Annotated in this window: 17 protein-coding genes and 1 pseudogene; 3 read left to right on the top strand and 15 right to left on the bottom strand. The window is 43.7% G+C overall.

All coding sequences use genetic code 11. The features are described 5' to 3' along the window. The first annotated feature begins 40 nt into the window (after positions 1–40). Positions 41–1387: a multidrug effflux MFS transporter gene (locus tag ACMA1I_RS08515; RefSeq protein ID WP_337067884.1), complete on the top strand. Its 1347-nt coding sequence runs from the start codon at positions 41–43 to the stop codon at positions 1385–1387. A gap of 339 nt (positions 1388–1726) precedes the next feature. On the opposite strand, the gene ACMA1I_RS08510 is transcribed toward ACMA1I_RS08515, so the two are convergent. From ACMA1I_RS08510 to ACMA1I_RS08460, 11 genes are all read right to left on the bottom strand, one after another. Then, the gene (locus ACMA1I_RS08510; RefSeq protein ID WP_337067883.1) at positions 1727–1969 is read right to left on the bottom strand and encodes a (4Fe-4S)-binding protein; all 243 of its coding nucleotides are present in this window, start codon (positions 1967–1969) and stop codon (positions 1727–1729) included. A 12-nt stretch (positions 1970–1981) separates the two neighbouring features. After that, complete coding sequence (locus ACMA1I_RS08505; RefSeq protein WP_337067882.1) at positions 1982–2260, bottom strand: GNAT family N-acetyltransferase; 279 nt, start codon at positions 2258–2260, stop codon at positions 1982–1984. An 11-nt stretch (positions 2261–2271) separates the two neighbouring features. After that, entirely contained in the window at positions 2272–2868 is a 597-nt protein-coding gene (locus tag ACMA1I_RS08500; RefSeq protein ID WP_337067881.1) for an NADPH-dependent F420 reductase, read from the bottom strand. Positions 2869–2895: 27 nt separating this feature from the next. Beyond that, positions 2896–3771, bottom strand: coding sequence for a pirin family protein (locus tag ACMA1I_RS08495; RefSeq protein WP_337067880.1), 876 nt, complete (start codon positions 3769–3771; stop codon positions 2896–2898). 162 nt (positions 3772–3933) lie between these two features. Next, a complete protein-coding gene (locus ACMA1I_RS08490) occupies positions 3934–4512 on the bottom strand; it encodes a Crp/Fnr family transcriptional regulator (protein ID WP_337067879.1) in 579 nt (192 codons plus the stop codon). Between the two features lie 835 nt (positions 4513–5347). Next, positions 5348–5644 carry an AAA family ATPase gene (locus tag ACMA1I_RS08485; RefSeq protein ID WP_337067878.1) on the bottom strand — a complete coding sequence of 99 codons (297 nt, stop codon included), beginning with the start codon at positions 5642–5644 and terminating at the stop codon, positions 5348–5350. After that, on the bottom strand, positions 5645–5809 hold the full coding sequence (locus tag ACMA1I_RS08480) for a hypothetical protein (RefSeq protein WP_337067877.1): 165 nt from the start codon (positions 5807–5809) through the stop codon (positions 5645–5647). Positions 5810–6278: 469 nt separating this feature from the next. Further along, a complete protein-coding gene (locus tag ACMA1I_RS08475; RefSeq protein WP_337067876.1) occupies positions 6279–6827 on the bottom strand; it encodes an Hsp20/alpha crystallin family protein in 549 nt (182 codons plus the stop codon). Positions 6828–6860: 33 nt separating this feature from the next. Beyond that, positions 6861–7316, bottom strand: a complete 456-nt coding sequence (locus ACMA1I_RS08470; protein WP_337067875.1) for an Hsp20/alpha crystallin family protein — start codon at positions 7314–7316, stop codon at positions 6861–6863. Between the two features lie 275 nt (positions 7317–7591). Beyond that, the gene (locus tag ACMA1I_RS08465) at positions 7592–9793 is read right to left on the bottom strand and encodes an amylo-alpha-1,6-glucosidase (protein WP_337067874.1); all 2202 of its coding nucleotides are present in this window, start codon (positions 9791–9793) and stop codon (positions 7592–7594) included. A 69-nt stretch (positions 9794–9862) separates the two neighbouring features. Then, on the bottom strand, positions 9863–10948 hold the full coding sequence (locus ACMA1I_RS08460) for a glycosyltransferase family 4 protein (protein ID WP_337067873.1): 1086 nt from the start codon (positions 10946–10948) through the stop codon (positions 9863–9865). A gap of 586 nt (positions 10949–11534) precedes the next feature. On the opposite strand from ACMA1I_RS08460, the pseudogene ACMA1I_RS08455 reads away from it, so the two are divergent. Next, positions 11535–11675, top strand: a pseudogene (locus tag ACMA1I_RS08455) (transposase); the annotation flags it as partial. A 907-nt stretch (positions 11676–12582) separates the two neighbouring features. Here ACMA1I_RS08455 and ACMA1I_RS08450 read toward each other — a convergent pair. From ACMA1I_RS08450 to ACMA1I_RS08435, 4 genes are all read right to left on the bottom strand, one after another. Continuing rightward, positions 12583–13263: a site-2 protease family protein gene (locus ACMA1I_RS08450; RefSeq protein ID WP_337067872.1), complete on the bottom strand. Its 681-nt coding sequence runs from the start codon at positions 13261–13263 to the stop codon at positions 12583–12585. 372 nt (positions 13264–13635) lie between these two features. Further along, complete coding sequence (locus ACMA1I_RS08445; RefSeq protein ID WP_337067871.1) at positions 13636–15414, bottom strand: cytochrome-c peroxidase; 1779 nt, start codon at positions 15412–15414, stop codon at positions 13636–13638. Positions 15415–15532: 118 nt separating this feature from the next. Further along, positions 15533–17017, bottom strand: coding sequence for a hypothetical protein (locus ACMA1I_RS08440; protein WP_337067870.1), 1485 nt, complete (start codon positions 17015–17017; stop codon positions 15533–15535). Positions 17018–17798: 781 nt separating this feature from the next. Beyond that, positions 17799–18830: a spore photoproduct lyase family protein gene (locus tag ACMA1I_RS08435; protein ID WP_337067869.1), complete on the bottom strand. Its 1032-nt coding sequence runs from the start codon at positions 18828–18830 to the stop codon at positions 17799–17801. A gap of 206 nt (positions 18831–19036) precedes the next feature. Between ACMA1I_RS08435 and ACMA1I_RS08430 the strand changes: the two genes are divergently transcribed. Further along, on the top strand, positions 19037–20122 hold the full coding sequence (locus ACMA1I_RS08430) for a spore photoproduct lyase family protein (protein ID WP_337067868.1): 1086 nt from the start codon (positions 19037–19039) through the stop codon (positions 20120–20122). Positions 20123–20296 lie beyond the last annotated feature (174 nt).

Genomic DNA, 20296 nt, shown 5'->3' with positions numbered 1-20296 from the left:
CAAGTGGAGTACAAAATTAGCCGAAATTGAACATAAGGATGTGTTTCTCAGACAGCCCTCAACTCTCACGAAATCGCTGACAGTAGCAGTTACACCTCCTCCCCAGTCGCAACTTCTTTTATTGTACCTTTGCTGCGTAATTACCCATTTTATGACTCGCAAGAAATACTTTTCGCTAATTCTCATTTTAGGAACCCTCTCAGCTCTGGGGCCTTTTTCGATTGACATGTACCTGCCTGGCTTCCCGGCCATCGCCAAAAATCTGGGAACAACGGTGGCGGAGGTTTCGCTTTCATTGTCCAGTTTCTTTATCGGTATATCAGCCGGCCAGTTGCTGTACGGCCCTCTTATGGACCGCTTTGGAAGGAAGAGGCCGCTTTACATCGGGCTTGCTGGATACTTGTTTGCCTCAGTGGCCTGTGCCTTTGCCACCTCTATCGAAGCGCTGGTTGTGCTGAGGTTTGTGCAGGCGGTCTGCAGTTGCGCTGCCGCGGTGGCCTCCGTAGCTATGGTGCGGGACCTGTTTCCTGTTAAAGACAACGCTAAGGTGTTTTCGCTGTTGATGCTCGTTATCGGGGTTTCGCCGATGATAGCTCCAACAGTGGGCGGCTACGTGACAGCCGGTTTCGGATGGGAGGCCGTGTTTCTTATTTTGGCTGCCATGGCGGCGGTTATTCTACTTTCCGTTTATTTAGGCCTACCCGAGAGCAGCAAACCTGACCCCTCCTACTCGCTCAAGCCCAAACCCATCCTCTCAAAGTTCCTGCAGGTTATAAAGGAGCCACAGTTCTACACCTACGCCCTGTCCGGTGCCATCTCTTTCGCGGGGCTGCTGGCTTACGTGGCTGGTTCGCCGCTACTGTTCATGGAGCTCTTCCGAGTGAACGAGAAGGAGTACGGCTGGATCTTCGCCTTCCTCTCCATTGGCCTAATTGGTGCTAGCCAGGTGAACAGCATCATGCTACGCAGGTACCGTAGCCAATCGATTATTGTGACTGCGCTCGTGTGCCAGTTGGTGGTAGGAGCTGTGTTGCTACTGGGCACAATGAATGGATGGCTGGGTCTGTTCCCGACCATCGCGTGCATCTTCCTGTTTCTTTGCTGCCTCGGCTTTACCTTCCCCAACGCCTCTGCGCTGTCACTGGCGCCCTTCACCAGGAACGCAGGTAGTGCCTCCGCGCTGATGGGTGCCGCACAGATGGGAATTGGAGCTTTGGCAACTGTTGTCTTAAGCCTCTTCAGCAACCACTCCGCCGTGCCCATGGCGGGCGTTATGGCCGCGTCAGCTTTGTTCTCGTTGCTGATCTTGCTGCTGGGTCAGAGAATCATCCGGACGAAAGGGTTGCACTACCAAGCTGACAACTCCCTTGCTGGGACTATTCATTAAACCTGTTCTAAACTTGTTTTTCTCCCACGAAACGCCAGGCCGTTGCAAAGTAAAAAACTGACATCACAGGAAATAAGCTTGCTGCACTTACCTCACGTTGAATAATCGCTCATAGCACATAAATCCCTGTGGATAAGGTTCGAAATTCATTCCTTTGGTCTACTTATAGTGATAAAAGGGCACTTCATCGAACTGAGATAGTGCCCTTCCTTTTTTAAGAACATAATTAAGATTTCCCCTTCTTGAACCCGATTATACTGCACAATAGCAAGCGGCCACTTTAACGTCACTCCTCAACTGTCTCCTTGCAAAGCAAAAAACCATTGCCGATTATATGGATTACCTGCCTACTTGATCTTCATTCCCCTTGTTGAAAAGGTAACTTAACGCACCCGAAGGGCAGCTAATTATTTGCTCCACTAACTCCTCTGTGCTTGCATTGCCAATTTTTACCCAAGGCCTTTCCGCAGGGTTATAAACCTGCGGCAGCATATTAACACAGATACCTGCATGCTGGCAGAGTTCGGGCCTCCAGATAACAGTGATTTCACCGTTAGAATATTTTATTTCTTTATTCTGCATAGCAAACCTGTTTTAAAGCACATCCTGGTATTCAGACATTTTCTCAAAGACACTCCTGGCAAAGGGGCACAGCGGAAGTATTTTAATATTTCTCTCGCGGGCAAATAAAACTGCCTGTGCCACAAGTTGCTTTCCTACTCCTTTCCCTTTCAGACTGGCATCCACCTCCGTATGGTCTATTATAATTCTGCTTTCTCCTGCCCAGGAGTAAGTCATCTTGGCGACAGTTCTGCTTTCCTGCTCGATAAAGAACCCGCCTCTTTTCCCGTTATCGTTCTGCTTTATTTTCATGACGTTTTCAGTTATAGTTTTACAAGATTAAGCGTAGGTAAAGGCCCTCCCGGGAACTCCTGCAACCTTCCCCCTTCATCCAGCCTGCCCAGGTCAATGCCAGTAAAACCGATACGTTCTATTATTTCGGCAACAACTCTTTTTGCCTCACTGTCATTGCCAGAGAAAAAGATAACCCTTCTTCCTCCAGCTTCTTCTGGACTTGAACTTAAAACATGAGCCAGCAGCGTATTGAACGCTTTTACCACCTTGGCACCTTCCACCAAAGATGCTACTACTTCACTGGAGGCCTTTCCACCCAAGTCGGCTGCCACATATCCAGGCAGCACAGGGTTCGTGGCGTCTATAACAACACGACCTACCCATGAAGGTACAGTTGCCGTTGCCTCTTCCAGTTTGTTCCAAGGCACGGCCAGGAAAACTACATCCGCCGAGGCTGCATCCTTTACGGTTCCTGCCTTGATGCCATTGCCTATTTCCTTCACAATCACATCCAATGATTCAAGTCCTCGGCTGTTGCTGATGAGGGTCTCATAACCTGCCTTCGTTACTTGGGTGGCTAAGGCTTTGCCTATTTTACCAGCGCCTATTATTCCTATTGTTGTCATAATAATAGCTTTTTTATGGGAACTGAATTAGTTGTTGTACACAATCTGGCCGTACTTGCCGTTAAAAAAGTCTCTATAGGCCTGCACGATTTCGTCCCTGCTGTTCATCACAAAAGGTCCTTCCGACACGATTGGCTCCATATATTTCTCACCTCCAAACAGGATCAGGTCCATAGTAGCCTCAGCGCTACTGCTTATCTCAATGCTTCCCTCCTTTCGGCCAAACTCGATAAAGTCGCCTGCATTGAAGGCAGTGTCGTTTATGTTACCATAACTTTCCAGTAGAAAGGCAGCATATTCCTGCCCATCTTTTGTCTCTATTGAAAGTGTTTTACCTACCTCTAAATGAACGTGGTACAGAAACTGATCTGTATAGCTCGGTATCCTGGACACTAGGTTTTCATAGCTTCCAGCTATCACCTTCAACCATCCTGCACCATCGTCAAGCAATTTCTGTGGTACTTCCTCTGCCTGAACCGCCAGGTAATCGGGCGATTCAGCCTTGGCTTTGGAGGATAGGTTAATCCAGAACTGAAGGCCGTGCGTGAGTCTGTTTCCAGCCTGCGAATCAACGTTCAGGTTCTCGTCGTGAATAATGCCGTTACCCGCTTTCATCCATTGTATGCCTCCTGAACTTACTTTGGCATGGTGCCCGGCGCTGTCGAAGTGCTCACCTTCTCCGTGCAGAAGGTAGGTCAGGGTCGCTATACCCCTATGCGGGTGTGCACCTGTTCCGTTCTTCATAAGAGGCTTATCCGGTGCGTGGAAGGTAGGCGCGATATGGTCCAGGAAAACAAATGGCCCCACGGATTTTGCATACCAATTAGGCAAAATGCGATAGATGATAATATCGCCTATGTCGGCCCTCTGGCCCTGAGATGAGAAACTTACTTCTTTTTTCATTTCGTATCATTTTTTGGTTTGATAAAAGCTGCTTTTCAACGAGCTAACTAACGATACAAAGGTGCAACCCTCGCCAGCCTTTTGTCGATGAGGTATGATAAGAAATGCCGTTGACAAATGTCAACGAAAAGCAGAAATTATTAGGAAGGTTGAAGGCGAAAACTACATCAACTGCTTGCGGATACGGCTAAGGGTTTCTTTGGTAATGCCGAGGTAAGAGGCAATCAAATGCTGGGGGAAACGCTGCAGGAACTCAGGGTGGTCTTTAGCAAAATCTGAGTAGCGTTTTTCGGCGGAGAAACTTATGGCGGCGTTCAGCCTTCTCTGTGAGGCCATCGCGTTTCTGTTATCCATTTCCCTTGCCATAAGAGCCAGGGCCGGTACCTCTTGAAACAGATTCAACAGATCTGCCCTTTCAACGATCAGCAAGTTCGTCTCTTCCCAGGCATCGATATTATAAAGTGATGGAGTCAGCATCAGGTAGCTTTCCCTGTCTCCGACCCACCAGTTCTCTGTGGCCAGCTGCACCACATGCTCGATTCCTTTTTCATCGACGCTGTATTGGCGCATGGCACCATGCACAATAAATCCGAAATGCTTACAAACGCCTCCCTCCTGCAAAAAGTACTGCTTTTTCCGTAGCTTCTTCGGTAGAAAGGCAGTGCTTACCAGGCCCTTCTCCTCATCTGTTAGGGAAGATTTTGCATATTGGCTTATGTACTGAAGCAGCGTTTCGTGCATTGCTGTGAAGTTGAAGGTTAGAGCCTAATGGTAACGGCTTGTGTATACCTTGTGCGAGGCAGTCAGTTGAAGCATAAGGTATACACCTTGTAAGGTGCTTTAATTTTTTTATTATCTTGATTATCTAAGAGCTTTGCTTATCTAAATATATTGCTAATGTTCCAAGAGTAATAAAAGAAACAAAGCTAACCCAAGAGCAAACTACTACTAATCTTCTCAGTCTATTGTATTCTGTTCTTTCTTCTGATGATTTAAATAAGTAAAAAGGAAAGAATATGAACAGTTTGGAGTATAGGTAACTGAATGGATTAAACCATAAATCAAATAGAGTGATGTCTAAGTTCTTTTTCTTCTTGAAAAGTAGGAAGTGAAAATACGCTTTCAACCACCAACTCAATCCAAGTACTATAAATAGAGACCACATAATATAATCGCTCACAAATTTTATAATTAGTTATAGCACCTAACTTGCCAGTAAAATCAAATAGAAAAATTTTTCATAAGTAAACATAATATAATACCTGGAACATACAAAGAGGCTGCTTTCTAGTTTACAAGTTCTAATCTGCTACACTTGTAGTATTTGAGAGGTTTCACAGTAGCACTGCATTAAATGTAGTCCTTGGCAAATACTCCAGAAGTTTGGCAAGATCTCTGTGAGTAAAGTTTAAACATTCACTCACTGGGTGTAGTAGATAGTCTTTCATTTTATTTTGAGAGGCTTTTTTTTTATTTCGGACACAAAGCTTCTGTAGCCTCCCATCAACACCATTTATTCTTTCTTTCCAGAGCTTGTTTTCACAGCTAAATCAGTTGGGGAGGGGTATCAGTGATGTCAGCTCTTCCTTCTCCCTATTATCTCCGCTCCTGCGTATCCTGTTGTATGGGCAGCCAACTTTCTCAGATCACCGCCAGCATCCAGTGTTAAAAAGCGTGTATGTACTTTATAGGTTGCTTCACGGCCTCTCACATTAGGCTTATCTACTACCACCTGCCTGTCAAGCCTGCCTTTACGCAGCAAAGCAAGATCCAGCACCTCAGGTCTGTTTGTGGGACCTCCTGGCACAGGAACACCAGCTTCGCCAGCAACGGCTTTGGCCAGAAGTGTTTTACCTGTGCCAGGAGGTCCCACTTATAAAAGCCCAGAAAAGCCCAAACAAGTAAACTTCTCTGGGCTTTTCTGGAGTTCAGCGACTTTCTCTACTGCCTCATCCACTCCTACCACATCATTAAAGAAAATGGCTTTTTCAGGTTTTTCTGCCTGAATTTTAGCTTTGTTCCTACCTAAATCAAGCATACTTCCTGTGTGCTTGCGGCTGAAGAGGATATATCGTCACAACAAATAAATCAACACAAAAGGAAGGCCCCAGTTGAGGATCACGTCCCGAAACGTGTTTACCTCCATTCTGCCACTATGCTCCACTCCTGCATCCTCTACCGGGCGTAGCAGGCTCTCATCCTCGAAACCAGTTAATAGATAAACTATAAACTGCCTTTCTCTTTGGTCTTCTACAGATGGTATTCTTAGCCGCCAGGGAGCTGAAGGAACCGTGCTGATAGAGGAAGAAGATTCTGTACCAGCTTGGTTCTGATACTCCCCTACAATGTATTCAGGAAGAATAATAAGCCTTGAAAGTATGCAACCGAAAACTTACCTTCTTCTCCATACATAAACCTTCTATATAAATTTACCACATGTGGAAGCGGCAAAAGCACTTTGCATCTGTACGGGTTCTACACCTGCTTCCTATACAAAGTAGCAGATTTTAGGACAATATGATTTTACGAGGTCCAGAACCAAAGCCTAGCTTATTCATTATAATGTTAAGTTTTGATTTTAGCATTTTAACAGAATTCACAAAGCTTTGCCCCCAGCTTTCTTGTTCCTCTGCCAGCTCTACAGGTATGTATCTCTTTTCATCCCTATTATTAACCTTAGGTACTTTAATCACCAACAAACCGTCCCTGCACCTGGCCTTTATTCTGTTTGCATCGGCATCTTTGGGTAAGATAATGGTTCTGCACAATTGCGTCCTCTTAAGTCTAACGCCCTCTCCAAACCACCCGAACACATCTTGTTGACGCTTCTGCCCCTGAACAGTAAGGACGCGACCAGAGACATCCAGCTTGAGATCCTTTTTTCTCATGCCCGGTACAGCCACTTCCAGCCTGTAACCATCAGGTGTTTCGAGCAGGTTGTTATCAAAGGCGCTGAAGTAACTAAGATCCGGCAAAGGTTTGTCTATCAAAAGTGTATCTATAGGTGCAGGCACCCATCTTTCCAACAGTCTATCATAAAACAACTGTGTTTTCATAGCTACCTCCTTTCTTATATTTAACCTTAATTTTTAGGAAATCTCTATCTGCTTAGCAGGCTTCACTTTGGCCTCCTCCGTTTTAGGCAATGTTATATGAAGGATGCCATCGTGATATTTTGCAGCGATCTGTTCGGCTTGAACCAGTCGTTCAGGCAGGGCAAATGATCTTGTAAAAGATTGATAAGTGAACTCGCGACGGGTATAGTTCTCTTCGGTGTCCTGCTCTTCATGGTTGTTTTCTTTCTGAGCAGAAATTACCAACATGTTATTGTCGAGCTCAACTCTAAAGTCCCGCTTGCTCATACCTGGAGCAGCCACTTCAAGTTCATAGGCATTATTGGTCTCTTTAATATTAACTGCAGGCACCGATCCTCGCTCTGTATTGTTGGTGAGCGGCCAGTTAAACCAATCCCTCAACATGCTGTCATCAAAGAATGAAGGAATGGTTGGAAATAAATTCTTGTGTTTTATCATTAGAGTTCCCATATCTAATCCTCCTTTCTTATTTAAATTACATTTTTAAATAAAAGAGAAGCTTAAAAAGCTAATAAGCCCCAAACAAACGGCTTGCCAATTTAACCACACAGAAATTTTGACACTTTTCTTGCCAAAATTTCTGTGTGGTACTGATAAAAAATCAGTATAAATATTGTCTTCAAAGTTTTCCAAACATCATCGGGTAACCATTTCCTTTCAAGTATTTACATAGTCATTCCACTTGGTTAGATCATTCTGTTTCAAAAGCCTGCTATATAGCTTCGCTATTTCACGACCACCAACTTCCAATCTTCTGGATGATTTTCCCAGTTTACCCCCACCATGTTATCGTTACCATGGCGGGAAATTTCTAAATCAGCTAAAAGATCACAAACCTGCAGGTTTTTAATCCTGATTGCCTCTAGGTAACCTGGCAGTATGGGCTTATGAAATGATATTTCCTTTTTCGAAGGATTTATCCTGATCTGCAGCAGCGCTTGTAGCAGTATGAAAACAGCCGCCACCGACCAGGCCTGCGGTGAGCAGGCAACAGGATACGATGTTGGCGCTTCGCCCTTCCTTCTTTCAAAGCCACAGAACAGCTCTGGTAAGCGTTGCAGAGGAATAAACAAAGAGGCATCGAAAAGGCCTGTAACAAGCGCTACGGTTTCTTCTCTGAAGCCATACTTAGCCATGCCAAAAGCAATAAGTGCAACATCATGCGGCCATACGGTGCCGTTATGATAGGACATAGGATTATACCTGCGCTCATTGCTTGATAGCGTCCGGATACCCCAGCCACTAAACATATCAGGCCGCATAAGGGTTTTTACAAGATTTTTAGCCTTGCCACTGTCTGCTATACCTGTAAACAGTAGGTGCCCCGCGTTAGAAGATTTTACACGGCAAGGGCGCTTTTGTCCATCGAGAGCTAGCACAAAGCAGTTTAGCTCGGCATCCCAGAATACCTCATTAAATTTCAGCTTTAGTTCCCGGGCCTCTGCTTTCCACTTCTCTGCCAACTCTTTCTCGCCCATTAATTGCGCAATGTTGGCAGCATGGGTTTTGGCAGCATACACATAGCCCTGAACCTCACAAAGTGCAATAGGTGGATCGGCTAACTCACCATTAGCATTGGAAACCGAATCAAAACTATCTTTCCAACCCTGGTTGGTCAGGCCGTTGGCGGCTTTGTGCTGGTATTCCACAAAACCATCACCGTCTGGATCTCCATATGCTGCAATCCAGTTCATAGCAGCCTTTAGATTCGGCCAGATGGACTTGATCGTGTCAAAATCTGCAGTACGCTCGAAATATTCCCCGGCCAGTAGTACAAATAAAGGTGTTGCGTCTATAGTACCATAATATTGTTTGAACGGAACTTCATTTAGTGCTACCATTTCGCCACCGCGTGTCTCATGCAGAATCTTTCCTGGTTCAGCATCTGCGGCTTCATTTAAGGTATTGGACTGGTGAGCAGCCAGAAATTTTAGCACGTCCTTTGTTAAATCGGGAGCTACCCATAAAGTCTCAAAGGCAGTTAGAATTCCGTCCCGGCCAAAAGCCGTATTGTACCAGGGCACGCCCGCGTATGGGTATTTCCCGTAGGGCGTATCTGCCATCAGCGACACCAGGTCAGCCTGAGAGCGGTTTACCCAGTGGGTGAAATGCTCGTTTGCCGTTTCTATCACGGGAAAGTAGGACTTGGTATTATCCAGATCTGGCCCTAAACTTTCCCTGGCTTCATAATAGCCTAATGTGTCTTTCTTACCGTCATCCTCATCTCCGTTCTCTCCCTGCTCAAACAATATACTATAATCCAAAGTGGCTTTTTGCTTCGAAGATAGTAGTACCCAATAATGTATGGTACCATCCTCGGTATACTGTTCAAAAGGAAGCGGGAAAGAAACTTTTGCTTTTCTGACCAGACCGTCTAAACCCCGATAAGCCAGAATCAAAGTTTTGTGATCTACGCATTGTGTTTCCAGTATTTCTCCTCGCCTGCTCCTCTCAAGGCCTCTTATTTCAAAGATATCGCGGAAGTCCCCAGCCAGCTTCAGCGATAAATCGAGCGGATAAGACTCTCCGTTATAGTTTTCCAGTTCGATCTTCTCATGATACAGGTTATCTTTCACAAATTGGCTTCTGCGTATGTGAATGGAACCATGATGCAAAACTTTACCATTATCCAGCTCCATTTCTGAGTTAGTAAGGTCTACAGAAAGTATTTCGTTTTCTTCTTTTATATTGGAGCTAAGCAGTAGCGGGCGTTGGTTATTAAGCCGTAGCTCCAATCTGCTGATGAAGCGTGTATCGCGGTAATAGATTCCCTGTGTACCTTTTCCAATGGGCAAAATATCTCCCCAGCGGTCAAAAATGCCGAATGTGTCACAGTGATTTAGCACCTGTACCCGATCATCGGCATAAGTGGAATCTGCCGATATGTAGTACTTGTTATCTTCCAGTTGCATAATCTGTTCTTCCATAGCTATATGAATCTTAGTTTGATAATACATTCGTGCCAGCCTTTGGCTTGTATAAGTGCAGCTAGAAAACTACTTCTCTAGCTGCAACAAGTTTCCTTCTTTTGATTGGGTTGAGATATGGATAGAGGTCGCTTTCCTGCTTAGCTTTTCGTAGAGCCTGGCGTAGTTCTCGGCCATTACGCGCGCACTAAATCTCTTTTCAAAAACCTCCCTCACTCTGTTCCTGTCCAGCAGATCTATATTTTCTAGGGCTTTCACGGCATCATCCATATGATCGACTATAAATCCTGATTCTCCTTTACATATGATCTCAGGAACTGAACCATGATTGTAGGCGATAACAGGTGTGCCACAAGCCATAGCCTCAATCAATACCATACCAAATGGCTCCGGCCAGTCTATTGGGAAAAGCAACGCTTTGGCGTTTCCTAAAAAATCCCCTTTCATATCTTCACCTATCTCACCAATAAATTCTACATGCGGTTGATCTAACAGGTGCCTGATCTCATTCTCAAAATAGGCATTATCTGCCTTATCTATTTTTGCTGCTATTTTAATTTTCACACCTGCTTTTCTGGCTATTTCTATCGCCCTGTCTGGTCGTTTCTCACGTGAAATTCTACCTATAAACGCCACGTATCCGCCATTCCCTTCTCCTTTTTTGTACAGATTTACAGGCAGTCCATGGTAAATGGTTCCTAACCAATTAGCCTGTTGCAGCGGCTTTCTTTGAGCATCAGAAATAGAGACAACAGGTTGATCTCCGAACTTGTGGTACACATACCGGAGGTCAGGAATGTCCAGCCTTCCATGCAACGTAGTGAGGTGCGGATTCTTTAGTAAAGCTGAAAACGGAAAATGAAGGTAGTCGGTATGGAAGTGCAGCACATCAAACTCATGCACTCGCTCTGCCACATCCTTCATCTGCACAATATGATGGGCCAGAGAATCTTCTACTTTTTTATTAAGGCGCAAGGCACTATCTACGTGACTAATAAGCTTAGCTGCCGTACAGGAGTCACCTGAGGCAAAAAGCGTTACCTCATGACCTTGCTGTACCAACTCCTCTGTTAAGTAAGAGACAACTCGTTCAGTACCACCATAAAGCTTTGGCGGCACTGATTCATACAAAGGTGATATTTGTGCTATTTTCATAACTTTTAAACCTTAAAGATTTTAATAGTTTGATATCACATATTTAGATGAATTCATTAACAAGTATAAGTTTGCTACCACATCCTAATTCCTGTGTCTATCATAGCTCATTATCTGCTATAGACATAGAAAGAGGGACGGCTTATCTGTGGTAACAAACTTATTGAGAGAGTGGTGGAAAAAGTAAAGCTACTCTTCTATTATCCTGAGGGAGCAGGCAAGGGATATTTACTATAGCATACAGACAAGAACCTGCTGAGAGCTTTCTTGTAGCGATATTTATCTTCATTAGATTTTGGTGTTTTACAATTCAACTATCATTTAATTAAATTGAAAACCGCTATTTAGCGATCACACAAAAATTAACTTTGACGAAAGTTCACTGGCCTGTGACTTCAAATTTTGCCTATCAATCAAGATACCAAAGTTAATAAATGGGTCAATAATTTATTTGCACAGTAAATTTGACAGTTTGAAAGTCAAAATGTCAAATTTTCACCCACTGCAATGAATACCTTCCGCCACCTGAACTGGAAATAGTTAACAAAATACATAAGCAAGCCTTTGAGGCTTTGCCAAAGCGGTGCGGTGGATAGTGGAGCGATCCTTCGGCTGGCTCAATCTTTATCTTAGGCTCTCCAAAGACTATGAGTGCTCAACAAAGTCATCTGAGACCATTATCAAAGGAACTATGATTCAAATCATGCTTAACAAACTTGATAAATGAAATCAAAACAGCCTCTCATGGTCGTGAATTATTCTATCAGTATGTTCTCACTACGATTCTTTGTAAGGAACTGAGTTGGCAGTGATGCTATAAATTATAAATCAGATAGCTGAAGATGTGATTGATTCTTTTCAAAAAATCAATCACAGAGAAAGTTATCATATAAGTAACTTTATATAATATTGGATACAAAAACAGGAGGCTGCCTCAGAAAATTTGAGGCAGCCTCCTGTTTAAAATGCTAATTTTTTAATTAAATTTTTGGGCAATATATTCAACCAACTTCTCGTCGCTCATTCTTTGCGAAGTACTTTCGTTAGCTTCCGTGATTTTAAACTGGGCTGTTTGCGCAATGTAATTTAAAAATTGTTCCTGCGTAATACCACTACCAGTTACATGCACTTCTTCAGCATTCTGCAGGTGCGAGGTTATTACTTTAAAAAATTTTTGCTGTAACGTTTGTTCTGAGTTATAGCTTATATATTCGTTAGAAGAATTTCCTTGATTAACACTCTAAGCCTCGGCCAGAATAACAAAATTTCCGCTATCAACCAATTCTTTGCCTACTACAGTTGCATGGTGTAAATCTAGCCACACGCCGAATTGATTTGTGTTTTTACTTGACAATTAGCTGTTTATAAGTATGCTACTCTTAACGTGCATCCCAGAGAAACAACCGGAAATGGCAGCTTTTATTTACAAATAAGAAAAAACGCCCAGCAATTCAAAGATTATAGTCTGCCTTCTTCAAATATTCTATCAATGTAGCCAAACCCCTGTGGAGAAGGTTCAATAATTCACTCCTACGGATTACTATAAAGGTTTTCAGGAAACACAGAATTTCTTTTTCATTACACTATAAGGAAGATGATCTGCTTTACCTCAAAACAATGCAAGCATAAAAGAATTACAAAGGCACCCTCGGGTAATTGATAAGCTCTGCTTCCTTGCCGCCCTTGGTGCTTAGCAGGCGGCTAGGGCGGTTTAGCTGTGCCACTTGGTGCGCTTTAGTGAGTGCCTGTGCTTCATCAGCAAAGGCTTCTATCAGCTCTTGGTTGTGGTCCAGCACGCACCATTGCTGCTCTTCCTCATTCCATTGTATGCGGTAAGTTCTTTCCGCCGCCTGCTCTTTGTTTCGGAGTAAATCAAGTATAACTTTCCCATCGCTGGAGTTGCCGTCCGGGTAAGGCATGGGCAGCAACGCAAAAAAAATATAGTAGAGGGAGAAGTAGGTAAACTGGTAAGTAAGCATACCCTCCTCCAGCATATTATTTTCAATAAGGTAAACCACTGCCACTGTTGAAATGGCATTGAAGATTGCCCCTCCAGAGAAGATAAGGAGATTGGCAAAGCGGTGATTACGCCTCAGGTTGTCGAAGGTGCAGAGGCCGTACCAAAAATAATATTTGCGCACTTCCACCATTCCCAAGCGGAAGAGCACGGCACCCGAGCCAATGGTTACCCGGATATTTCTGCCTCCCATCAGCCAGGCAAAGAACACATGCCCCGCCTCGTGCAGAAAAGAAATTAGCGGAAGCACCAGAAAGAAGGCCAGAAAAAACTTCGGGATGTCATTTACTCCAAACATAATCTATATGTACGGATAAAGGAGCAGGAGTTATTGACTTTCCTTGCTGTTTATTGTCTGTATGTCTGGCTGCTGCGGAGGAGATGCCGCATAAAGCTAATGGCTGTGAACTCAGTTACCAGTAATTGCCGCTTTGGTTGAATTAAAAGGTGTTAAGCAGGAAATCGGTGGTCCTTTTTTACTTTAATAAAATAACAAACCAATCACACAGGCGGCAAAAAGTACAGAGAAAGTTTATTAAATTCCTAACAGGACAAAGCTCACCCTATCTGCTAAACAGATTTGATTCTCAAGTTGCGGCCAAAGACGGACGATACCTATTGTGTGAGGGCAGTTAGATCATCATCTTCAGAACAACTCGCTGCTTTAACTTTATATTTCATCTGTAAGTGTTTGCATAAATACGATGATGGATTGAGATTCCTCTTCCGTCAGATGGAGCGAATCGGGTGGTAAAGTTTGGTTCTCTAATTGCAGTCCTAATCCTTGTGCACCGCCTTTATTGTAGAAGTTCATTACCTCTTCCAGCGTCTTGTAGGCACCGTTGTGCATGTAAGGAGCTGTTTTAGTGATGTTTCGTAATGTAGGTGTTTTAAAAGCAAAACGAAGTTCCTCCATCTTGCCATGATTATAACGCCCTTGATCTGGATCAATTATAGGTTGAGCTGCCCGTGGGTTCTGAAGTACACCTAATACTTCAGCTTCTGTGTTTGTAAAAGCAGGAGCAGCTGTACCGTTAAAGAGGGGCATAAAATGACATGTGCCACACTTCCCTTTTCCCATAAACAGATTAAAACCTTTTACTTCCTGCGGTGTTAGTTGCTCTTGACCCCGCATGTGCTTATCGAAGCGGGAACTGAAAGGTGTAAGGGAGCGAACATAAGTAGCTAAAGCCAACATCACGTGCTTGGGTTGTACCTCTACTTCTATATCAGGGAATGCCTGGCGGAATTGGTACACAAATTCAGGATACTGATTTAGGCGTTGAGCCGCCTCTTCTACAGAACCGTGCATTTCCTGTTTGTTTCGTAGCACGTCTACCGCCTGGCTTTCTAAAGAATGAGCACGCATGTCGTAAAACTGAGCGTGCTGCAGGCCTGCATAATACAGCGTAGGTGCATTTCGTTGCACAAAAGTGCCAGCCTCCAGAGCGGCACTTGTAGGCAGGCCATCCGTAAAGGCAAGTTCTGGTTTATGGCAGCTTCCGCAGGTACTGGTGTTGCCCGATAATTTTGGATCAAAAAACAACTTCTTGCCTAACGCTACTCTTGCTGGTGTTATTCTTCCCTCGGTAGTTCCTGCAAAATAATCGGCACTCAAGCTGCTTTCTTCAAACAAAGAGGAAGTCTGTGCACTAACGGCCATAAGACCAGAAAGTGGTGCAATGTTCAGTTGTTCCTGCCAACGCACAAGTTCTGCCGTAACAGGATTTGCAAATCGTGTAATAAAAGCCATTCGATCAAAACTGTCAAAATCCTGGTGTCCAGCGGTGTTGGCAATTGCTTCAGTTAATAAGTTTTGAACCTTTGGGTTTTGCCCGTAAAGCTGCAATACCTCCCTTACTGATTCCAGGGCAATGGCTGCTTCCTGCACACCTGTAGTTGTGAGCGGTGTGTCAAAACCAGTAAATCCGAGCACCATTATTCTGAATATTTCCTGACGACAGGCATTGAATATATGAGCATCGGTAAAATCTGTTTCCTGTAGTACAGACCGGGCACGGCTTGTAACAGAAATAAATTTTAAGACTTCCCGTATCAGTTCATCTCTGTTAGCCTCCTCAAAGGCTGGGTATAAATACTCTTCTATTACCTGTAAGCCTGAAGGCTCAAATGCAGTTGTTTCCTCTACCTCTAACTCAGGTAGCGGTGCCCCATTCATTTCTTTACTGGCAGTGGGAGCATAATATTCTGTAAAGAGTTCTACTTTTTTATAGGCTAAACGGGTTTTACGGAAGGCCAGCCGCAAAGAATCCTCATCGCCAGTTTTAGCTAGCCGCAGCAGGTGCTTATCTGCAACAGTCTGTAAAGTGTCGAGCCGGTTCAACAGATAGGCTTTGGCCTCCTGGGCAGGTTCAGGAGGAGTTTTAGTTGTACAGCAAGCTAAAAAAATGCTTAGCAGAAGCAGTATAGAACAAATAATAATTCTCATAAACACAGCAGGTTGTAATAGTGCAGAATCAATATGAGCTTAGCAGGGCTTAAAATAAAGAAAGCAAAGCTTTCCGGTGTGTCGGAAAGCTTTGCTGGAAGATTATAAAGAGTTGAAGTTAGCGGGGAACGTTTGTCAGAATTACAGTTTGTCCTCCCTCCAGCCCGCTGCCTGTTGTAGAAATACCGCTGCCATCGGCATCTTTGTATTTCTCATCACGCCAGGTGTGCGGGTGCAGGTTTACTACGAAGGTACCAGGCTTGCCTGTCAGGTCAGAAATATCGAACATAGCACCATACTCCCACGAACTCAGTAGGTTGCTGTTTGTAGTATTATACTTAGCGTTAAAGGCAGGATCGTTACGACGATGATCCATTTCCAGCATTGGTTTAAGCTGCTTATTACTGATGTTATATTGCCAGATACGGCCATCATGTTTAGTGGCTTCGTAAAACGAGTCACCGTCTTCCTGTATATAAACGTAATTTTCAGTTACACACACGTTATCAGGATTTACAATGCTGTTACCTGGATTTTCGTTTCCATCAACCAGAGGAGTTATTTTACCTGCAAGTGGATTGTCGGCACCTAACTCCAATTTATACAGGCGACCCCACATGGTCAGACCAGGAGCAGCATTTACTTTATCGGGACTAACGCCGGTAGATACGAAATATAGCGTACGATTAGCTGCGGCAGATCCCTTACCATAGTCTAGATCTTCTACCCGGGCAAACTGAATGGCTTTTTGTTCTATGGTTTGCTGAGCTAATTGAACACCAGTACTATTTTTAACATTTGAATATTCTACAAATTCGATATCGTAAGTTTTGCCTACTTCCATATCTGTTTCTGTTACATTCAAATCTTTCCGGCGCAGCATGTACAATTTACCGTTTTGCAAATCACCGACTGAATTGGATAGATACATATTTACCTGTCCCATGCTGTTGGCTGGGGTACTCTCGTCTTCACCGATAAAAATAATTGTTTTGCCTGCATAAGCTCCTTTAGGGAGAGGTACTGCATTTTCAGCGCTTGCTTTACCTAAAGCAGGTAAAACGCGGTCGGTACGACTTCTGTCGGCAGCATTTCCAAGCGGATCAATGGCATGAATCATAGATTCCACGCCGCTCTCTCCTGCTGTAAGAAAGGTTGGACCGAACCCATGCTCCTGTGGAGTAGCAAGTGTGGCGGAGCATAGGCGCCACATACCGCCGGTGCCATTTACCAGATACTCTCCTTTAACCGGCTTCATATTTTTGTCGAGGTAAACACGAGAAACAGAGCGAAGAAACTCATGGTTTGTGATCATGATAAAACCATCACCGGCTGGATCTTTCATCATGCCGCCGCCATCTGGCTGACCGCCATACACAAAATCTGGAGATTGTGGCAGCACATCGTCGCTGCTGATAAGCGTGTTAATTTTTACGCCTTCAAATCCGGGCAATACCTTCACAAGAGAGGGATTTACAGATTGGTCTTCGATTAGAACAGCAGGTACATCTGTTTCTGAGTTGTTTTCATCTTTGCATCCGCTTGCGAAAAGGGTAACAAAAGCCATAGCCAGGCTTAGTTGAGTGTGCGAATAGTTTCTCATATTGATCTTATTTGTTACACAAAGCTAGCCGTGCCGTATTAGCTAAAGATTACTGATTTTTTAATTATTTATAAACTATATAAAAATGTTTCAAATTAGTGTCTTTTTGTACTGGTTTATCGTCAATTATTAAATTAGGTATTGGGTCTAGTAAGCTTTAACCTAGTGGTAGCTTGATCAGGGTAGGCAAAGGCAGTTAGCCCGGAGAGGAAAGAGACCAGTACATTTAGTGGGTTAATCTAATCAGATTAGCCCAATCACAGACACTTATCACATTAATATTTATAGTGTCTTGTTCTAATAAAAGAAGATAGTATTTTTGTGTTGCCATATTATTAACCTGGCAGTCAATCCAAAGCAAACGGTTCTAGCCAATTTACGGTCCTGCCTTGAAGAAATGGTGAACAAAAAAACCTGAGGGGAAAAAGGCTATTAGGATTTGTTCATGAGGGCTATGCTTTACGCAAAGCGTTTGAATGAAAGCAACAGAACATGACCTATCGCTTTATACTTAACAGGGAAATAACGGTTTATGATTAGTATTGGCTAACAGGGTATCCGATACACTATAATTGAGCCTGTGATGCAGTAAAATAATATCCTCTACCCTTCACCTATATATAAGATTTATGTAACGCTGCGAAAGTTATTTTCAATGAATTGCTACAATTTATTCCCTTAGTGTATTTAATAGCTGCTTCAGCTAAAACTGAAGCAGCATTTTAATTCGGTTAATCCCTTTTTAGATTAGCTACAAAAACTCTAGTAATTAGTGCATCCTTTAGAATATATAGCGAATAAAGCACCACGGCACAACTTCCTGTTGCAGCTTTCTAAACTGGCTGATCCATTGTGCCTTTAGCTGATATTGATATCTTACATTGATGCCCCCAAACTGGCTTTGCTTTGTCTCCTGAATGGCAGGTGTCCAGATCAGTTCCTCCGCTTTCGGGTTGATAGATACATTTAGCTCATGTTGCCACTGGTTGTGCGTCAGGAAGATCACTTCACAGCTCATTTTCACTTTAAGTTTAGGATGCACCACCTGATTTAATTGCTCAAACAATTCTTTGTAATCTTCCAGCCAGCCTTCGTACACGACAACTGGTGAAAAGTTAATATGCACCTCATAACCTGCATGATAAAAATCGTTGATGGCAGCCAAACGTTTTGCTAAACTGTCGGTTCGTACATCCACTAGCTTACTTATTTTTTCTGGTAAGAGGCTAAAGCGAATCCGGGTTTTCTCCTTCGGATCATAAGTCAGCATCTCCTGATTCACAAATTTGGTAGCGAAGGTGGCAAAAGCCTTCGGATGCTCTCTGAAGAAACTGATCGCCGTCTGCACGCCATCTGAAATGGCAGCATCCACCGATACATCAGAATTGCAACCGATGTCGTAGGTGTAGTACTGTGCATGCGTCTGGTTTGGCTCTTTAGGCCATGCCTGCTTCTGCACGTGCTTGTCCACTGCCAGCAATATTTCCTCAGTGTTACTAAAAAGCGTAATAGGATTTACAGCCTTGTTACGGTCTACATAGCAGTAAGCACAGGCTCCCATGCAGCCGTTGGCAAGGCTGGGAGAAATGAAATCTGAGCTTCGTCCACTTTCCTTGCATACCAGCGTCTTCAAACGTCCCAGCACCAGCACATCTGATTTTACCTGATAATGATTGCCTTCCAGACCAGGAAGCCTATTATGCTGCACAATCTCTTTCTGAGCCGCTGCAGGGTAAGAGCGTAGTACTTGCTTCCCGCGCTCATTTAGGGCATCCGGGGTATAAAAAATAGTTGTTGGATTGAATTTTTGCATACTATCTTATAACAGCCATACTACCTGCTAGGTTCATAAAAATAAGTTTACAAAATATTGATTATCAATGTTTTAAATTATTTTATAACTTATTTTTTATGAATCATAATGCCTGCATTTATGTTGACTTTATAGCACCTGCTGTACCTTTTTAGGTAAATAAATGCAGTGGCCTAACCTCATCCATTTAATAGGATATATAACGCATGGAAATAGTCTTCAAGGAAGAAACACGCACGATTACAACTAAGCCAGCATCAAAACTTTGGATGCCCAAGCAAGTCCTCTTTACGCCCACCGCATTGGAAGAGCCTTGGGGCCAGCAGATTTATAAACGAGTTCAGGCTTTGGGGTTACCGATTCAGGAACTAAAACAGAATCGAATTACTGGCCTACGTGGGGAGGATGAGCGGGAAACATACCGTATAGCAAAAAGCACTCTGGCCATTGTCACAGCGCCACCAAGTGCCTTTAAATTGCAGCCTATTCCCCCTTCGGCTGATTGGCAATTTCACCTGGCAGAAGGATGCCCTGCCCATTGCCAGTACTGCTACCTGGCCGGAAGCTTGCAGGGTCCACCTGTTATTCGTGCTTTTGCAAACCTTCCCTCTATCCTGCAAAATCTTGTGAACTATAAAAAGCCACAGGAAGTGAGTACTTTTGAGGCAAGTTGCTATACCGATCTGTTAGGCATAGAGCACCTAACAGGCAGCCTAGCCAAAACGATCCGCTTTTTCGGAGAACAGAAAGACATGCATCTGCGATGGGTGTCAAAGTTCGACCAGGTAGACGGCTTGCTTAACCTTCCACACCATGGCAACACCCAGCCCAGAATTAGCCTCAACACAGACTTTATATCGAGACGCATGGAAGGTGGCACCGCCTCGCTTGAGGCTCGATTAGCGGCCATACGTAAACTGGCTCTTCCAAGAGCAGAAGGCGGAGGAGGCTATAAAGTAGGTTTAATTATCTCTCCAATTATGCCTGTTCCAGATTGGGAAGAGCAGTATACGCACCTGTTGGACAGACTAGAGCAAACGCTTGACTTCACTTGTGAATTAACTTTTGAACTGATCAGCCACCGGTTTACACCAGGCTCCAAAGCACTTTTGCAGGAGTGGTATCCAAACACTTTAATTGACTTTGATGAAGCTAACCGGTCGCTAAAGTACAACAAGTTTGGCGGTAAAAAATATGTTTACAATACGCAAACCATGAACCTTCTTCGCAGCTTTTTCTATTCGGAACTGAAGAAACGCTTTCCGGCAGCCCCTATCCTGTACTGGACTTGACTTATCTAACAATAGAACTTTCAAGCTTTTTGCTATACCAGCTAAATTAATTAGGAAAAAATTTTAGCAAGCAAGTGGTGCAAAAAAACCTGCCGAAAAAGCCTTTCGCATGTACCTGAAGAACAACTCTTTTGAAAAGTTAACTAAGAAGGTAATGTAAGGACCTTGCTCCGA

This window comes from Pontibacter sp. 13R65, from assembly GCF_047525655.1.
Taxonomy (GTDB): domain Bacteria; phylum Bacteroidota; class Bacteroidia; order Cytophagales; family Hymenobacteraceae; genus Pontibacter.
This window is presented reverse-complemented; position numbering and strand designations above follow the sequence as displayed.